The sequence below is a fragment of the Noviherbaspirillum sedimenti genome (assembly GCF_003590835.1).
In the GTDB taxonomy this organism is placed as follows: domain Bacteria; phylum Pseudomonadota; class Gammaproteobacteria; order Burkholderiales; family Burkholderiaceae_D; genus Paucimonas; species Paucimonas sedimenti.
This window is the reverse complement of sequence record NZ_QYUQ01000002.1, coordinates 4,012,993-4,031,009: the sequence shown is the minus strand read 5'-3', so window position 1 is coordinate 4,031,009 and position 18,017 is coordinate 4,012,993. Positions and strand designations below refer to the sequence as shown.

At 59.9% G+C, this 18,017-nt stretch carries 15 protein-coding genes; 1 reads left to right on the top strand and 14 read right to left on the bottom strand.

Going from position 1 to position 18,017, the window contains the following annotated elements; genetic code table 11:
* Window positions 1-82 precede the first annotated feature (82 nt).
* The 5 genes from D3878_RS18660 to D3878_RS18640 all read right to left on the bottom strand — a co-directional run bounded on the left by D3878_RS18660 (window position 83) and on the right by D3878_RS18640 (window position 5,668).
* The gene (locus D3878_RS18660; RefSeq protein WP_158592323.1) at window positions 83-1,447 is read right to left on the bottom strand and encodes a DUF1329 domain-containing protein; all 1,365 of its coding nucleotides are present in this window, start codon (window positions 1,445-1,447) and stop codon (window positions 83-85) included.
* A 146-nt stretch (window positions 1,448-1,593) separates the two neighbouring features.
* Window positions 1,594-2,358 carry an SDR family NAD(P)-dependent oxidoreductase gene (locus D3878_RS18655; protein WP_199688207.1) on the bottom strand — a complete coding sequence of 255 codons (765 nt, stop codon included), beginning with the start codon at window positions 2,356-2,358 and terminating at the stop codon, window positions 1,594-1,596.
* Window positions 2,359-2,509: 151 nt separating this feature from the next.
* A complete protein-coding gene (locus D3878_RS18650; protein WP_119786856.1) occupies window positions 2,510-2,875 on the bottom strand; it encodes a Rieske (2Fe-2S) protein in 366 nt (121 codons plus the stop codon).
* Between the two features lie 17 nt (window positions 2,876-2,892).
* Window positions 2,893-4,245: an aromatic ring-hydroxylating oxygenase subunit alpha gene (locus D3878_RS18645; RefSeq protein WP_119786855.1), complete on the bottom strand. Its 1,353-nt coding sequence runs from the start codon at window positions 4,243-4,245 to the stop codon at window positions 2,893-2,895.
* Window positions 4,246-4,273: 28 nt separating this feature from the next.
* Window positions 4,274-5,668, bottom strand: coding sequence for an aromatic ring-hydroxylating oxygenase subunit alpha (locus D3878_RS18640; protein WP_119786854.1), 1,395 nt, complete (start codon window positions 5,666-5,668; stop codon window positions 4,274-4,276).
* Window positions 5,669-5,969: 301 nt separating this feature from the next.
* Here D3878_RS18640 and D3878_RS18635 point away from each other — a divergent pair, with 301 nt between their 5' ends.
* Window positions 5,970-6,548, top strand: a complete 579-nt coding sequence (locus D3878_RS18635; protein ID WP_119786853.1) for a TetR/AcrR family transcriptional regulator — start codon at window positions 5,970-5,972, stop codon at window positions 6,546-6,548.
* A gap of 404 nt (window positions 6,549-6,952) precedes the next feature.
* Here D3878_RS18635 and D3878_RS18630 read toward each other — a convergent pair whose 3' ends face one another.
* The 9 genes from D3878_RS18630 to D3878_RS18590 all read right to left on the bottom strand — a co-directional run bounded on the left by D3878_RS18630 (window position 6,953) and on the right by D3878_RS18590 (window position 17,981).
* Window positions 6,953-7,912, bottom strand: coding sequence for a putative 2-dehydropantoate 2-reductase (locus D3878_RS18630; protein ID WP_119786852.1), 960 nt, complete (start codon window positions 7,910-7,912; stop codon window positions 6,953-6,955).
* Between the two features lie 39 nt (window positions 7,913-7,951).
* A complete protein-coding gene (locus D3878_RS18625; RefSeq protein ID WP_119786851.1) occupies window positions 7,952-9,289 on the bottom strand; it encodes a spinster family MFS transporter in 1,338 nt (445 codons plus the stop codon).
* 22 nt (window positions 9,290-9,311) lie between these two features.
* The gene (locus D3878_RS18620) at window positions 9,312-9,719 is read right to left on the bottom strand and encodes a c-type cytochrome (RefSeq protein ID WP_147384037.1); all 408 of its coding nucleotides are present in this window, start codon (window positions 9,717-9,719) and stop codon (window positions 9,312-9,314) included.
* 5 nt (window positions 9,720-9,724) lie between these two features.
* On the bottom strand, window positions 9,725-11,470 hold the full coding sequence (locus D3878_RS18615; protein ID WP_119786849.1) for an FAD-dependent oxidoreductase: 1,746 nt from the start codon (window positions 11,468-11,470) through the stop codon (window positions 9,725-9,727).
* 137 nt (window positions 11,471-11,607) lie between these two features.
* Window positions 11,608-12,420 (bottom strand): SDR family oxidoreductase, encoded by an 813-nt coding sequence (locus D3878_RS18610; protein ID WP_119786848.1) that lies wholly within the window; start codon window positions 12,418-12,420, stop codon window positions 11,608-11,610.
* Window positions 12,421-12,449: 29 nt separating this feature from the next.
* On the bottom strand, window positions 12,450-13,628 hold the full coding sequence (locus D3878_RS18605) for an acyl-CoA dehydrogenase family protein (RefSeq protein ID WP_119786847.1): 1,179 nt from the start codon (window positions 13,626-13,628) through the stop codon (window positions 12,450-12,452).
* Complete coding sequence (locus tag D3878_RS18600; RefSeq protein ID WP_119786846.1) at window positions 13,618-14,799, bottom strand: acyl-CoA dehydrogenase family protein; 1,182 nt, start codon at window positions 14,797-14,799, stop codon at window positions 13,618-13,620. The genes D3878_RS18605 and D3878_RS18600 overlap by 11 nt, the downstream gene beginning before the upstream one ends.
* 48 nt (window positions 14,800-14,847) lie before the next feature.
* Complete coding sequence (locus D3878_RS18595; RefSeq protein WP_119786845.1) at window positions 14,848-16,938, bottom strand: acetate--CoA ligase family protein; 2,091 nt, start codon at window positions 16,936-16,938, stop codon at window positions 14,848-14,850.
* 263 nt (window positions 16,939-17,201) lie between these two features.
* Entirely contained in the window at window positions 17,202-17,981 is a 780-nt protein-coding gene (locus tag D3878_RS18590; RefSeq protein ID WP_119786844.1) for a TetR/AcrR family transcriptional regulator, read from the bottom strand.
* Window positions 17,982-18,017 lie beyond the last annotated feature (36 nt).

Here is an 18,017-nt window from a genome sequence, read left to right as displayed (position 1 = left end):
CAATCCAGCATCACGCCGACACGCAAAAACCGGGCAAGACGCACATGGCGCCCTGCCCGGTTACATGGCGATCAGCCTTCGCTTACTTGAGGACGATCTTCTTGTTGACGAGTAAGTCCGGCGCGAATTTGGAGCGCGGCCAGGCCTCGGTCAAATAGAAACCATCCCATGATCCCGACCAACCGTAAACGCCCGAGATCATGTCAATCACCATGTTGTCGGTTGCAGCCGGAGCCGGCGCATCGTACAGCGGCGCACCGATTTGCTGGTTGACGTGGAACAGCTTGCCGTTGTGGTCATAGTTGTCGGACATGCCATCGCCCCAGCTATCTTCATCCACATACATGTCGCGTTGCTTGAAGATATGACGCTTCCCCTCCGTTAGCGTGCCACGAATATGCCAGACGCGGTGCAGTTCCCAGCGTACGCATTTCGGGTTCAGGTGAAAAGGAACGAAACGCTTGTCTCCCGCGCACTCGCCGTTCGCGTCGGGGTACTGGAAGCGATAGTTATTGTAGGGGATATACATTTCCTGCTTGCCGACCAGCTTCCAATCGAAGCGATCCTTCTTGCCGGCGAAAAGCTGGTCTTCGTCGAAGGTCATGGCGCCGCCCAGTGGTCCCACCGGAGTATCGCCCGAGCTGTCCGGAGAAAGGCGGACGCGGCGGGTCGCCGGGCTGTAATCGTAGCCCGTGCGATCGCCGGTCTTCAGATCGTCAAAGACGGCGGTCGAGTTGCTTGCCAGGCGGGTCGGCGCGTTATATTCATAGCTGTACGAATAGTAGCGGTCCGGATTGGGCTGGGCAGGGTCGTAGAAGTCCCAGCCGCGATAGGCATGTCCGGCGTAGGTCTTCACCATTTCACCGTTCGGCTTGACGAACAGGCCGGTTACGTTCTTGATGTAGTAGGCCGGAGTGCGATAGCGGGTGGCATGGCTCCACATGGCTTCGATGCCGTTCTTCGGAATCGGGAAGGCAATGCCATGGCCGCAGCCGGTGGAAGTATCCAGCCCATTGCCTTCGTTGATGGTCTTGCAGCGCGTGGCATTCTTGATCGAGTTTTCATGGAAGCTCTTGGGGAATGCCGCCGTGCGACGGGTCTGGAAGACTTCAATGTAGAAGCTCGGGTACTTCTTCATCATTTCCATTGTGCCCGGGCTCAGCTTGTCCTTGTACTTCTCCATGTTGCTGGCGTCGATCTTTACCAGCGGCTTGTCGTTCGGGAACGGGTCCGGGCGCCAGCCCGGATTGGCCTTGTTGTAATTGGCCGGCGGCGTGGTCAGGCCGCCCGTGTAGGCAGGGATCGTGCCGTCGGCGTTGCCGGCCGCAATCGCCCCCCAGGAAGTCAGGGTGCTGCCAAGTTGCTTCACATCGCCTGGCTGTGCCTGTGCCAGGCTTGCCGACCCCAGCAGCAAAGCAATCGGGGCATATCTCATCATTGGATTCATGCATGTCTCCTTCATTTATGGATTGAACAAATATCGTTGGCAACGAATTTGTGGTTCAGGGATACGCAGCCGTGGTCAGACTACGCTCCCTGGCTAATCGCATCATTGCAGCCGATGCAGTTTAGTTTTTTACGATCAACGCCCCTTCAGCGATTAATGTATCCCGCGTCGACGTTGATCGTCGTGGCTGTGACATACGATGCCAGATCGGATGCCAGCCAAAGACTTGCCTGCGCCACCTCGGTCGCTTCACCAAAGCGACCGAGAAGACTTAGCGCCGAAGCATAAGCAGCCTCGTCCGATTGCGTCGCGCCGGCAGATGCAAAGAAGTTGCGCAACATCGGTGTATCGATTCCACCCGGCGCGACCGCATTGACCCGAATGTTATGAATGCCGTTCTCGAGCGCCGCCACCTTGGTCAAACCGATTACGCCATGCTTGGCCGCGACATAAACCGGGGTGTTCGGCTGTGGGCGGAAAGAGCTAACCGAGCCAATATTGATGATTGATCCACCCTGCCCCTGACGTATCAATTGCGCCAACTCATATTTAAGGCACAGCGCCACCCCTTTCAGGTCGACGGCAATGACCTTGTCAAATTCCGCCTCATCCATTTCGGCCAACGGCTTTGTATCCGGGCTAACAGCAGCATTATTGACAGCCACGTCCAGGCGCCCGAAGCGTCCCACTGTCACCTCGACCATTCGTGCCACTTCGCTGCTGATGGAGACATTCACCTTGTGGAAAAAGGCCGTCCCGCCCGCAGATTGAATTTCAGCGACTACCGCACAACCCTCCTGCTCGTTCATGTCAGCGACGACCACATGCGCACCCTGTTCCGCGAAAAGCCTCGCGGTCGCTGCACCCATGCCCTGCGCTGCTCCGGTCACGATTGCCACCTTATCTTGCAATAACTTTCCTATCATTTATTTGGTCCCTTTCTTATACAAAACCATGCAAGTGCCACACACCAAGCAGCTTTCAAGCCCATGCATCGGGGATGCTGCCTTAAAGCCCCCTGAACACGGTGGTATCAATTGAAGGCCCTCTTCTCTCAAGATTTCATCCGCCGGTGCCAGTGGCGCATAGATCGAGTTCTTGAGTGGCATCCACGCTGACTTGGCCATCTTCAACCTTGACGGAAAAACAGGACACCGGCTTGTAGGCCCCACCCAAGCATTTACCGTTGGAGAGATCAAAGCGGGCGCCGTGCAACGGACAGGCTATTAATTTTCCACGGATGCGACCTCCTTCGAACGAGGCGCCGGCATGGGGACACCGATCATCAATCGCATAAAACGTGCCGCCCGCGTTGCAGATTAATAAATCCCGCCCCTCAAGGCTGACCTTACGGCTTTGTCCTGGCGGAATTTCCTCCTGCTCTGCAACAATCTGATAGCTACTTTGCTCGTTATATTTTGTGGTCATATTCAACTCCAAGGCGCCTAACGCCGGTCGGCGATGTAATCGTTGAGAACCTCATGGAAGCGGCGCACGCGGGCTTCTTGCTCAGACAATATGGCGTCGCGATACCCCCGGGAATGCAAGCCCTTCTGCTGGTTCACCGCCACACTCAGATCCTCATCGATAAAGTCGCCGACCTCGTCGATGCCATAGGTGAGGATTTCCGGCTCGGCTTCTTCCCATGGGCGCGGCCCGGAAACCGTCGGAATCGTTTCGGCGCCCTTGATCTCCGGATAGAGCCCCCAGTATTCAAAAGTGCACTTTTCCGGATCGGTGGGATGAGGTTCGGTACGGAAGATGTGCACTGCGCCGTCCATCGGGGTGCCGGTGATGGTCAGGTTCGGGAAGGCGGTGTAGTGGAAGAAGTCCGTCAGCTCGTCGTCGGTCAGCTTCGCCATGTATTCATGCCCGCGCGCTGGCCCCAATTTCCGTTTCTGCGCCTGCAGGGCCAGACGCGCCTCCGCTGCGCACCCGGCGTATACAGCCGGATCCAGCTTCCAGGCCTTTAACAAGCTCTCCCAATAATCGTTTTGCGTGATGAAACGAGAGGACGGCTGCCCCAGCTCCAATGCGCGGTTATGGCCGTTGGCATACATCTCGAAGGTGTGCCCACTGTAATCCTCCACGACGTAGACGCCCATAGTCGGATGCACGATGCGGACGTGATAGGACTCGTTGAAGTTGTCCGAGGCGAACTTCCAGTTGCAATTGACATCGACCTTGCGCCAGACGATGCGCTTCATTTTGTCGAGTTCGCGATTGGCGAAATGCTTCGGCAGCGGGTCCAGATACTCCAGCAAGGACTTGGCTTCCGGATCCATGTTGTACCAGACGAATCCGCCCCAAACTTCACATTTCAGTTCGACCAAAGTGACTTTGCCGCAGGGACTGCCCTTGCGGAAGTTCTCCGGATCGGGTGCATGCTGAAGTTGTCCATTCTTGCTAAACTCCCAACCGTGGTAGGCACAGGAGAATTTTTTCATGCCTCCTGCATCGCCCCAGACCAGCCGGTTGCCGCGATGGGGGCAGACGTTGTAGAAGGCCCGGATGCTGTCGTCGTCCTGACGCACAAGCAGCACGGACTCCTGCATGAAGTTATGCACGACATAGTCACCGGGCTCCATCAGCTCGGCCACGCGCGCGCCGATATGCCAAACCCGGGACCACATGTGGTCCCACTCCTTTTGCATGAATTCGCGCGACCAGTACCGGTCTCCGGAAATCACATCACCCCGTAGCATTTCGCTGGTGCCACCATCCATGACTGCGGGCTCGGTCCAGGTGCTACCGTTGCGGGCAATGATGGTTACACGCTCATCGAATTTCTTGTCCATATGCCATCTCTCCAATTCGGTCTGTTTTTTAACCCTGCATTCCCAGATACTTATCGATCACCTGGTGGATGTGACGAATTCGGACTTCCTGATAGGTTGCCAGGGACGCCTTGGCCTTCCGACTGGTGGCCATCCCTTCCTGCTGATACCGCATGTTGTTGGTATCCTGATCCAGTATGTGGCCGACCTGGGCACTCAGACCAGGTGCCTGGGTATAGGACTCCTCGACCTTGAGCCGCACCGGCACTGCGGGCTCCGGACGAGATTCGCCCTTCTTCAGCGGCTGAAGGACCAGAACATCAAACAGGCACTTCTGGTGGTCGTCCCCCAGAGGACGGAAGCGATAGGCAATCGGAAACGCCAAACCGAGGAAGAAGTGGCCATTGGGAAAAACGAAGTAACCAATGGTGTCCAGAACTTCGGTGGTGGAGAGCGCGGAGCTGTCAGTCCCATAATGCTCCCGCAGATTCTGGCGGAAGTGATCGGCCATCACTTGACGCGCCGACATGCCTGGCTGCACCATCAACCGCTCGCCGTCACCACTCCCGTCACCGACCAGCATCGCATCCAGGAGCTCCTGCTCGCTGACGTCGCGGGTGATATTGGGGCTCTTCACGCCGTTCGCCACGTAAACCCGATTAACGTGGTCGCCAAAAATATCGTACTGCGAGTTGATGTCGCCATTGGCGGGCATCATCTGGGGATGCGTCTCCAGAACATGATAGGACTCCAGGAATGCCTCCGAGGCAATCTTCCAATTGCAGGGCAGCTCCTTTTCAATGTGGGCCGCGACATAGCGGTCTTCCAGCGCGGTACTGCGGGCATGCTCCGGCAATACATCGAGGTACTCCTCCAGCGGCATCGCATCGGGGTCAAGGTTGATGAACACGAACCCACCCCAGATTCCCACCTTCACTTGCGGAAGCTGATGCTGGCTCTGGTCGATGTATTTGAAATCCCACTCGCACGGAAGGTGCTTAAGATTGCCGTCCAGATCCCAGGACCAGCCATGAAATGGACAGCGCAGCTCTTTAGTGTGGCCCTCGGTTGCTGACGGTTTCAGCTTGGTGCCCCGGTGAAGACAGGAATTGATATATCCCCGAACGTCGCCGCTCTGGGTGCGCACCACAAGAACCGAGTACTGCCCAATGTCATATACGTAGTAATCGCCAGGCATGGGAATATGCTCCTCGCGACAGGCCCATTGCCACGTCTTGGTCCACAGAGACTTCATCTCCAGTTCGTAGAAGTCGCGGGATGTGTAGCGCTCGAAGGGGATGTCCTCGTTACCGAGAAAGCGATAATGCTCCTGAGCCATTGCCGGGGCCTGATCGCCATCGTTGCGGATGATGTCTTGCACGCTCAGGGACGGACAGCGGGCAACCTCGAATTCGGTCGCCGGAATGCGATTCTTGTTCAGCATGAGTCTCCTCTTACATTGGGGGTTTTATTTATATCGATCAGTATATATAAATAATTGCCGCAGTCAATCTAGTTCGAGTAAAATTTCATGAGCCAGCTCAAAGTTGGTGCCGATGCCTGATCCTCGGTGCGACCAACGGCTGAAACACCCCGCCGTCGCTGACGATGCCTCCGCCGTCGAATGCCGCCTCGATCACGCGGCGTCCGACCTTCCCTGACTCGATCAGCTCATTGGTACAATTTAGCAACTATTCGGGCTAGCAAACTTCTGCGCGGCCTCACAATCAATTTAAAGAGATTTCATGCCCCGCATCGTCGATCATGACCAACGCCGCGCCGAACTGGCCAAGGCAGCCCGCGCTATCGTTGCCAGCGAAGGCATTGAAGCACTTACCATCGCCCGGGTCGCAGAAGCAACGGGCTACAGCACCGGCGTCGTCAACCACTACTTTTCCAATAAGCGCCAGATGCTGCTGCACACGTACATATCCACCGTAGAGCAGGCACAGGCGCGACTAGAAGCCCAACTCGCCCGCTCGTCTCTTGACCTTGACGCCTGCCTCAAGGCGTTCTTGCCCATCGATGAAGAACAGCAGCACGAGTGGCTGCTCTGGTTCGCGTTCTGGGGAATGGCGATCACCGATCAGGAGTTGGCGATGGCGCAAAGACGGGGGCTGCGTGGTGCTCAAGACCTGTTTCAACGTATTTTCAAGGAGCAGGCCCGTCAAGGCCTGCTGCCTGCTAGCGTCGACTGCGACTTTCTCGCCCATCACTGTGTCGCCCTCATCAATGGCATTGCGATCCAGGCCGTGTTCGATTTACAAGAGTGGCCGCCGCATCGTCAACTGAGCTTCATCAAGAAGGCTTTGGGTTTGATTTGAGCTGCGTTGATATCAGGTGCCAACGTCATCACGAACGAACCAGGTGTCTTTGGACCATGAATCCACACGCAATACGCAGCTCACGTCCCCTCATGCAGAGGCCAGATGCACGCTCTTGGGCAGTTGCGGCAGGTCGACCATCGTGCGCATTACCCGGCGCGTGCGCATGCTGCTGACATCGCAGCATCCGCTCATGCAAGTCTTTCTGCATGCCGCTCACGCCCTGGCCACGTAACCGCCCGTAGTGCTGTCCCCGGCACGCTATAAATCAATGGGGGTAGGGGAAATTGCGTCCTGAGCAGTGCCGCACACCCGAAAACAGGGTCTCAGACGCTCCCGGCAACGCACGGCATTGTCATCTTCTTCGTCATGAGCGGCTTTCGCCGGCTCATGAAACATTCGGGCTAGCGCCGGTTACGCTCATCCAGGAAGCACAGGGTCTGATAGAGCATTTCGACCTTGTGCATCGGCCTGCCGGCTTTGGCTGCCGCCGCCAGCGGCGCAGCATAGATGGCGCCCAGTTCCAGCGGCCGCTGCTCCCGGTAATCGAGCAGCATGCTGGGCTTGAAGTCAGGCTTGCCGTCGGTCGCCGCCCAGGCCACATCGATATAGCCATCTGGCAGTAGATGGCCGCAGGCCGCGGCGCCGGCAATGACCTCTTCCATCAATTCCCGCACCAGAGTGCGGGTGCGCGGGTGCGTCATCAGCGGCAGGGAACCGCAGTCGAGCAACACCGAGAGTCCATTGAAGGGGATGTTCATCACCAGCTTCTGCCAGCGCGCCTGCGCCAGATCGTCCATCGCCGGAGCATCCAGTCCTGCCTTGCGAAACAGCGCGCCAGCCTCCTCGAGGATTGCCCGCCCGCCGTCTTCTGCCTGCGCCGGGCCGGAGTGGTAACCGATATTGACACTGCCATAGGCATAATGTTCGATCACGCCCGGACCTTCCCGGTGCACGGAGACGATGCAAAGTCCGCCCAGCAGATGCAGCGAATCCGGCAGCAGCACCCGCATTTCATCCTCGACTGCCAGGCCGTTCTGCAGCAACAGCACCTTGGCGCCGGGCGCCGCCGCTTGCGCGATGACCGGCGCCAGCGCGGCATTGCTGGTGGTCTTTGCCGCCACCAGCAGCCAGTCGCAGGGGGGCATGTCGGCCGCATTGCGATAGGCATTGACCGGCTTGAGATGGGTGTCGCCAAGCGTGGCGCTTTTCAGCAGCAGGCCGTCGGCAACCACAGCCTCGTATTCGCTGCGGAACAGAAAATGCACGTCGAAGCCGGCGCGCGCCAGCATCATGCCGTAGAAGCCGCCGATGGCGCCGGCGCCGATGATGCCGATGCGCGGCCCCTTGTTAGTCATGCTCATGTCAGCCTCTTCCAGGTAGAATCAGTTTTTTGAAAGCGATCAGTTTTCCGCTTCCCGATAATGCTTCATGGCGCCACGCAAACACCATGCGGATGCGAACGCGCTGACGCAGCAGACGATGGCCAGTGAAATGCCGACCTTCGCCGGATCGCCCAGGATATGTTCGGTGACGAAGGCAATGACGCTGGGAGCAATACCCAGGCCAAACACAGAAACCAGGAAATAGTAGATCGATACGGCAATGCCACGCATGCGATTTGGCGTGGAGATCTGCAACGCCGCCCCTGCCACCGCGTACGGCAATGCGTAGAACAGGTTGATCAATCCGGCGATGGCGAGCGTCGATCCGACGCTGCCGGCAAACGGCAGCGCGATGCAGAGCAGGCCAACGATGACCGCGCATAGCATCGGCCAGCGCACCGGCGCGTCATGGTAGCCGCGCGCCAACAGCCAGCGCTCGAACCAGGGGCCGGAATAGATGCCGATGGCGCCGATGATCAGCACCTGCGCGCCATAGCGCAATCCGACGGAGGCCGGATCGGCGCCGAAATGACGCATCAGGTAGGCAGGCATCCAGGTGGGCAAGCCATACACCACGATCGCCAGCAACGACAGGCCGACGAAATAGCCCAGGTAGAAGGCCCGGTTCTTCCAGAAAAATGCCAGGGTTTCTTGCAGGGTGAAATGCTCGTCGCTCGTGGACGCGCTCTTCATCGAGCTGCGCTCCGGCTCGCGCACGGTCAGCAAGATCGCCGCCAGCAGCAGTCCTGGCAAGCCTACCATCACGAAGGTCAGCTGCCAGGTCTTCAGGGAGGCCAGCAGCGGAAACATCTCGCCCAGCGATTTCGCCGAGCTGATCACCAGGCCGCCGGCGATCAGCGCAAGACCGGCGCCGAGCGATGGCCCGAGCATGAAGATGCTCATTGCTCGCGGCAGGCGCTTGCGGCTGAAATAGTCGGCGATGAGCGAAAATCCGGCAGGCGCCAGGCATGCTTCAGCCGCGCCGACGCCGGCGCGCGCCAGAAACAGGTGCCAGTATTCCTGCGACAGGCCGCAGAGCACAGTGAAACAGCTCCACAGCGTCACGCCCAGCACCAGCACGTTGCGGCGGTTGCCGGTATCGACCCAGCGTCCGAAAAGCGGGCCGAAAATCACATAGGCTGCCATGAAGGAAAATCCCTGCAGCAGGCTGATCTGCACATCGGTCAGCAGCATGTCGCGCTTGATCGGATCAACCAGCAGGTTGAGCACCTGGCGGTCGATGAATGCGACTGTGTAGGCAAAGGTAAGCAGGTACACGACATACCAGGCATAGGCGCCGTCTTGCCTGATCCTGCTGATGGTCGGGATCATTCCCCGGACATTCATATCATTCATTCAAACCACCTTGTTTCGGTACTTAGTTGTTTGGCGCGCCGGCGGCGATCCAGGCAACGATCTGCGCCATCTCTTCATCGCCCAATGGCTGCAGGCCCAGCGGCATGCGCGCGCCAGAGCCGCCCTGATCCAGATGCGTGCCACGCAGCTTGTGCAACAGGTAGCTGCGCTCGGGCTCACGCGGCGCCACCCGCGGCAGACCGCTCTGCAGCGAGGGCTTGCCGACCAGGCTCTTGTATGCCAGCTTCGGCATCAGGCCGAGGCCGCCCTGCTCCTCCCCGGTCACATGGCAGGCGAGGCAATTGCGCTGGAACACCGGCAGCACGTTTTTCTTGAAACTGACGGCCTGGGCCAGGCAGCTGCTGGCGAACAGGCTCAGCAGCAGTGCCGAGCAGATCCTGGACATGCGCATGGCGTGTAACTCCTTCATGGTCTTCAACGGGTCAGCTTGGCGCCATTGGCCGTATGGGCAGCGATATAGCCGAAGGTCAGGGCCGGTCCGATAGTGCCGCCGGCGCCGAAATAGGCGGCGCGCGTCGGGCTGGCGATACAGTTGCCGGCGCCAAACAGCCCCGGGATCGGCTGGCCATCGCCGCCCAGAATCTGCGCCCTGGCATTGATCTGCGGGCCGCCGTTGGTATCGAGCGCACCGGGAGCAAGGATCATGGCATAGTATGGCCCCTGCTTGGCGAATGGATACAAGGTGCGATTGAGCATGCCCTGCACCTGGGCTTCCTGCCCTGCCCGCGGCCGCGAGAAATAGGCCAGCCAGTCGGTTTCTGCGGCATCCCGGCCGCGATGGAATTCTTCGTCGCGGCCTTGCGCGGCATCGCGGCTGAAGCGTTGCACCGTTTCGTCGATCTGCCGCGTGAAGTCGCCGGCCAGGCGGACATCGCCGATCTTGCCGCGCAGTTTTTCCAGGCGTGCCTGAATATTCGCAGCCAGCTCGGCGAAGCTTGCGCCGCTAATGAGATAGGGCGACTCGCGCACATCCCGCGGGAACGGATAGCTGCCGCCGTACACATCGATGCCGCGCTGATCGAACAGCATGAACAGGAATTGATTGGGATATTCGTCCTTGGTCGGATCCCAGACAAAATGCACACGCGTGCGGTCGTTGTAATTGCGCTTTTCGTTGACGACGCGGCGACCGTGCTTGTTCACCAGGATCATGGCATCGCCTGGCGGGATGTTGATCGCGGCGCCGACGACAGGATTCTGGAGGGCTTCTTCCAGCAACACCTGGGTGCGCCATGCGGTGCCGAGATTGCCCATGCGCGCGCCGACGGCAGTGGCCATGCCGATCAAGTCGCCGGTAGCACCGGCGGCAGCGCAGGAACCGTACACAGGCTCAGTATGACGATGCGTCAGTTCCGGATTGTGGACAAAACCGCCCGAGCCGAAGATGACGCCCTTGCGTGCGCGAATGCGCAGTGTCTTGTTGCCGGTTTTGGCTTCGACGCCGACCACACGGCCATCCTGCTGCACCAGCTTGACGACCTGATGTTCAGTCAGCACCTTGACGCCGCGCTTTTCCAGCCATGCAATCATATTATCGACCAGCGAAGAGCCGCGCCCGCCGGTGACTTTCGGATCCGGCCAGACGGCGCGCCCCTTCGGCACCTTGTTCTCGGGAAGCGTGGCCGCATAATCCGGCGAAGGGCCAACGCCGCCTGGCAGTTCGAAGCGAATCAGGTTCGCCGCGCCAATTTCGTTCAGGCGCGCAACAGCCGGCCCGCCATTGCGGTAATAGGCCTGCAACAGATCGAACTCGAATTGTTCCAGTCCCAGCGTAGGGCTGTCGCTGCGATAGCGGTCGGAATAGGAATAGCGCGCCATGTAGCGCAGGCAATCGGCCTCGGCGTCGTCAATCCCCTGTGCTTTCAGGCTGAAGTTGTTGGGGATCCATGCCACACCGCCCGAGCGGCGGGTCGTGCCGCCAAAGATGGGCGCCTTTTCCAGCAGGATCACTTTGTTGCCCAGATCGACTGAATTCACTGCCGCCGAACAAGCCGCCGCGCCGCTGCCGACACAGATGATATCGGTCTGCAAGTCCCAGCGGATTGCCGGGGCTCCGGATTTCTCTGCGGCCGAGCTCACGCCCATGACACCAAGGGCCGCGACCCCCGCGATACCGCTATTGAGCAGACCGCGACGCTTCAGATCGACTTTATCGTTCATTTTTTGTCTCCAATCGTTCTTGGCACAAGACGGCCCGCTACCGGACGGGCTTGCCTTTGATATTTAAAAACCGGCTAACCTGCATTTAATATCGCATACTACAATAGAAATCCGGCGATTGCCATCGGCTGGGCGCCTTACTTCTCCCAGGGGCGCGGGCGCGGCTTGCCGGTGGCCTTGATTGCCGCGGCATCGAGCTCGGCGCCAGTCGGATTGCCACGCAGGGTCAGTCCGCCATTGATTTGCAGGTTCTGGCCAGACATGAAGCATTCATCGCTGGCCAGCCAGACGGCTGCCGCCGCAATATCGTCCTGGGTGCCGATACGCCCGAGCGGATAGCGGCTTTGATAGGTTTCGAAGATACCCGGAATGGCCTTGGCGCCGGCAGTCATCGGCGACTCGGTCAGGCCAGGGGAAATCGAGTTGGCGCGCACTCCCTGCGCGCCGTATTCGTTGGCCAGGCAGCGGATCACGTGGTCAAAGCCTGCCTTGGTGCCCATGTAGGCAGCATGATTTTCCAGCATGATGGTGGCTGTCGCCGACGAGATCTGGATCAGCGAGCCGCCCTGCGACATCTTCGGAACAACTGCCTGGAAAAAGAAAAACGGGCCGACGAACTGCAGGTCGGTCATGTGCCGCAGCTCTTCCTCGGTGGTCAGCTCGAAAGGCTTGAGCAATCCCCAGCCGGTGCCGTTGACCGCGATATCGATGCCGCCCAGCTTCTCGACCGCCGCCTGCGCGAGCGCCTGGTTATCTTCGCGTTTGGTGATGTCACAATAGCATGCATGACCGCCGATCTCGGCAGCGAAGCGCTCCAGCTCGTCCATTTTGCGGCCGGCCACCATGACTTGCGCGCCCTCGGCGGCAAAACGCCGGGCGATACTCTGCGACATGTTATCTTTTGCGGCAGCGCCCAGCACAAGCGCCCGCTTTCCAGTCAACTTACCCATTCCTTGTCTCCTTATGTAATTTTGAAAAATCAAACGCCGACCACAGACTTGGCGATGATGGTTAGCTGCACTTCGGATGCGCCGCCGAAAATCGTGAATGCGCGGCTATTGAGATAGTCCGGCACCAGCAGAGGCAGCAGACTGTCGCCATCGTCTGCGCCGTTACTCCAATGCAAGGCTTCGGTGCCCAGCACTTCCACGCCCAGTTCGGCGACGGCCTGCTTCATGCGGCTGGCGCGCAGCTTGAGAATCGACGAGATCGCGCCAGGATTCTGGCCCGGCTGCAAAGCGCCCATGATGCGCAGTTCCAGCATTTCGAAGACGTCAAGATCGGCGCACACTTCGCCGAAACGGGCGACCAGGCGCGCATCCGCGCGCACATTGACGCTACTCGCCTTCAATTGCTCGATGGCGTCGCCGACACGCTTCAACTGCGAGCGCAGACGGCCGCTGAAAATGCCGCCGCCGCGTTCGAACTCCAGCAGATACTTGGCGCAATCCCAGCCAGCATTCTCGGCGCCGACGCGGTTCGCCTGCGGCACCCGCACATCGGTAAAGAACACCTGGTTGACGTCGTAATCGCCGCCGATCGTGTCAATCTTGTGGACCTCGATGCCCGGGGTCTTCATGTCGATCAGCACAAAGCTGATGCCTTCCTGCCGCTTGCCCTCGGTACTGGTACGCACCAGCGCGAACATCATGTTGGAATGATGGGCGTGAGTGGTCCAGATTTTCGAACCGTTGAGTATGTAGTCGTCGCCATCAGGCACCGCCATCATCTTGAGCGAGGCCAGATCGGAGCCGGCGCCCGGCTCGGAAAAGCCCTGGCACCAGTAATCTTCGCTGTTAAGAATGCGTGGCAGGTAATGGCGTTTCTGCTCTTCGGTGCCGAAGCGCAAAATCACCGGCCCCACCAGGCGCACGCCCATCGGATGCACCAGCGGCGCGCCGGCGAGCGAACACTCGGATTCGAAAATGAAGCGTTCCACCGCGTTCCAGCCGGTGCCGCCCCACTCTTTCGGCCACATCGGCACCAGCCATCCCTTGCGCTGCAGCGCCTGTTGCCATGGACCGGAAACTTCCGGCTCGGGATACACGCCGGTGGTATATCGCTGCCCGCGCTGGAGTTCCGCCGTCAGGTTATCGCGCAGAAAGGCCCGCACTTCGTCGCGGAAGGCCTGCTCTGCCGGGCTTAATTCAAGATGCATGTTGGATTCCTTTCTGCGTGAGCAAGGTGCGGCTGGCACGGTACTCATTACTGTCAAGCATGTGCTCGCCATAGCGCTCGGCGAACCAGGCGGCGCCGCCAAACTGCTGGGAGAAACCCTGCAGTTTGCGGAAATAGCTGGCAATCGCCAGTTCTTCCGAGACACCCATGGCACCATGCAGCTGCACGGCTTCCTTGGCCACCAGAAGCGCGCCGCGCCCGACCTTGGACTTGGCCATGGCCGCCATCGCCCGTGCCGAGGCCGGATCGCTGTCGATGCGCAATGCCGCCAGTTGGCAGGCCGAAAGCGCCTCTTCGCAGCCCACGGCCATTTCCGCCAGGCGGTGCTGCACTACCTGGAACTTGCTGATCGACTGGCCGAACTGCATGCGCTCCTTGGTGTAAGCAGCGGTCTGCTCGAGCGCCGCCTGCATGGCGCCGCTGGCTTCCCAGCACAGGTTGACAATGGCTTCGGCAAGAATCCTTTCCAGCACGGGCGTGACATCTCCCGCGTCGCCGAGCTTGGCGGCAGCCGCCACCTGAACGCCCTCGAGTGTCAGATCGGCCGCACGGCCGCTGTCGAGGGTGCGGCGTTCGGTGACGCTCAGGCCCGGTGTATCGAGCGGCAAGACGAACAACGCATGTGCGCCGCCGTCCAGCTGCGCCGACAGCAGCACCGCGCTCGCCCCCGGCGCGCCGGCGACCAGCGATTTCTTGCCGTTGAGGATAAAACCGCCCGCCTCTTCGCGCGCGCGCGTCGCCCGCGGCGCCCACGGGTCGCTATTGCCGAATTCCTCGTGCGCCAGCACCAGGCGACGCGTGCCATCGAGCAGGGATGGCAGCCAGGATTCGCGCTGTTTGGCGCTGCCGAATTCAGCCAGCAAGCGCGTGCCGAGCAGGACGCTGCTCAGATACGGCTCGACCACCAGGTGGCGGCCAAACGCCCGCATCAACAGGCCGGACTCCATGGCATGACCATCGATGCCGCCATCGGCCTCCGACAGCGGCAAGCCCAGCCAGCCCATGTCCGCAAACCCCTGCCAGATCGGCTGCGCGATGGCATGCGGCGCATGCAGGCTGTTGGCGCGTTTGAGGAAGTCATACTCGTGGGTGAGGAATTCGAGCACGCTTGACTCGATCATTTCCTGCAATTCAGTTAGTGACAGCAGCACAGTCAACTCCAGAAATAAAGGCGGGAAAGTCCCGCGTGTCCGTGTGTTTCAGCGGGTCAGCAGCAGCGCGTCGATGGCCACGGCACCGGCGCCAGCTTCCTTGACCTGCAGGGGATTGATCTCAATTTCCTGAGCATTTTCGCCCAATGCCAAAGACGCGCGGGAAAGTGCCGCCACCGCCTTGCCGGCCGCATCAACGTCCGCTTTCGCGCGGCCACGGAAGCCATCGAGCAGAGGATAAGCCTTCAGGCTGCGCAGCATTTCGCCGACCATGACTTCATCGACCGGCAGGATGCGATGGCTGACGTCACGGTAAAGCTCGGTCAGCACGCCGCCGAGGCCGACCGTGAGCGCACCGCCGAATACCGGATCATGGGTCACGCCGGCAATCAGTTCGGCGATGCCTTTCGACATGGCCTGCACCAGCACACCCTGGATACGGGCTTGCGGGTCATACTTGCGCGCCGACTCGATAATCTCGTGGAAAGCCGTGCGAACCTGGGCTTCATTCTGCAGGCTCAGGCGCACACCACCAGCCTCGGTCTTGTGGGCGATATCGGCGCTGAGCACTTTGAGCACCACCGGATAACCAATGCGGCCGGCAGCTTCCACGGCCGCGTCGGCATCGGCGGCCGGCGTTTCCGCCACAGGCGGCACGCCGAATTCAGCCAGCAGGCACTTGGTCTGGTACTCGTCAAGACCGGCAATCGTGCGCTCGACATGCGCACCCTGCGACTGACGGCGCAATTGCGCCCAGTACGCCACGCCAGCGCGACCGTCGAGCCAGTGGCAGTATGGCGCCAGCGCCGCGGCGGCACGTCCGATGTCGGTGAACACCGGGATGCCGGCAGCGACCAATTGCTCGCGGCACTTGGCCTTGCCGGTGTCGATGGCAACGAACAGGCGCGGGTACGCCGCGCAGATTTCCATCAGCGGCTCGGCCATGCGGTCGAGCAGCGAACCGTTGGCATAGATGACGACGGTATCGATGGCGTCGGTCTTGGCCAGCACGCTAAAGACCGAACGCACGAAATCCGGGTTGTTGACGATATTGCCGGTCACGTCGATCGGGTTGGAGACCATGCCGTAATCGGGAATGCCATCGCGCAGCGCCTGCTGCACATCAGTCGGCAAGGTGGGCACATCCAGCCCGGCGCCGATGAACTTGTCGGCCAGGATCGCGCCGAGCGCGCCCGACAAGGTCACGATCGCCATGCGCTTGCCGCCGGTGCGCTGACGGAAGCCGGAGAGCAGTGCGATATCGGCCATCTGCGTAAAGTCCTGGGCCTGGATGACGTTCAACTGACGGAATGCTGCTTCATACAGCGCCATGTTGCCCGCCAGTGCAGAGGTGTGCGAGCGCACCGCCTCGGAGCCCTTCTCGGTCTGGCCCGCCTTGTACAGGATCAGCGGCTTGCAGGCCTCTGCAAATGCCAGCGCGGACTCGATGAAACGCGGGCCATTGCGCAGCTGCTCGACATAACCGATCACGCAATCGGTCTGCTCGTCTTGCGCCAGGAACTCCAGGTACTCGGAAAATTCGACGCAAGCCTCGTTGCCGGTATTGATAAAGTGGCTGATCTCGATGCCCAACTGGCGCATCAACGCAAACACCGTCGAGCAGACATTGCCGCTTTGCGTCACCAGGCTGGCGCGGCCGATGCCGGTTTGCGGCGGCACGTTCTTGAATACCGTGGCAAATGCGGTGAAGGCTTTCGAATTGAGGTTGGCAAAGCCCATGCAGTTGGGCCCCGCCACCACCATGCCGCTCTCTTCGGCAAAGCGTTCCAGCTCGTCCTGCAAGGCGACCCCTTCGCCGCCCATTTCAGCAAAACCGGCCGCATAAACGATGGCCGCCTTGACGCCGCGCGCGTGACAGCGCCGCAGCATGCTGGTGACGTCGGCGGCGCCGATGGCCAGGACCACCAGGTCCGGCGCCTCCGGCAGGGATTCGATATCGGCGTAACAGCGATAGCCGAACACTTCTTCATACTTCGGATTGATCGGATAGACCTGCCCTTCGAAGCCAAATTGCTTGAGCAAGTCGAGGGGCATGCCGCCGATGCGTGCCGGATTGTTGCTTGCGCCAATCATGGCAATCGAGCGCGGCTGCAAAAGCGGGGACAAGCGATGGGACATAACGGAACCTTCTCTATATGAAATGGGTGGCGCATAAATTAAAAACCGTTCACCTTGTTTGTTTATATTATGCAGGAAATAGGAAGCCCGCACAATCTCATTTCAGGGAAGGTTTGGTCGGCCGAATTTGAGGCAGCACAAAGTGCACGCAGCATCAATAAAGTACGCGGAAGCCGGGAACAGGACAACTTGACCCAGCGAACTGGGCCAATAAATTACATTCATTCAATATTTCGAGGGGCGCGGAATTACCGGCAGATGCTTCAGTCGCCTGCGTTCTTGTGCGGACGCCGGGCAGGCTTGCTGGCGGTGCTGCGCGGCCTCTTGACGTTGGCCGAGACTGCTTGCTTGAACGCTTCGACGCGTTCAGGCGGAGGAAAGTCCAGTTCGCCCTGGCGGATCTTGAGCACCATCTCTGCGGTGAAGGTTATCAGGGCCCATTCGGCTTCGCTGTCCCGCGAAAGTTCACGACTCATGCTCAAGCCTTCAAGGATGGCCCGGGTGAGGCGGCGGGTCAGGTCCAGCTTGGGCATGTTGTCGCGCCACTCGGGGAAGACCTTGAGCAGCTCCTCCTTCCAGACCAGATCGTGATGCCGCGCGCGGGGCAGAAAAATGGCGCGCAGTTCGCTGTTGGTCCGCGCCGCGACCTTCATTTCGAGATACACCTGCATCTCGCGGCTCTGGCACTGCTGCCAATCAATGGCAATGGCCGTGTTGCGGTTGCGGCGGCTCTCATCGCTAAGCGAGCCAACCATCTGGCTGAAGGTGGTCATATGCTTGTAGAAGGCATAATCGATGACCGCGACCATCAGATCCTGGCTGGTGGGATAGTGATGCAGCAAGGCGCCGCGCGAAACCTTGGCCTGCTGACAGACCAGGTTATGGGTGGTATTGGCATAGCCATGCTCGGCCAGGCAGTCGAGCGCAGCCTCCAGGATGGTTTCGCGGGTTTTCGAGCTTTTCTGCTCTTGCGGGCTGCCCGGACGCGGCGACAAACCATCGGGGGCAAGTTCCTGAATGGCGGTCGACAGTTCATTACTCATTTGCAAATGCCCTCAAGGTCCGATTGGCGGAAAACC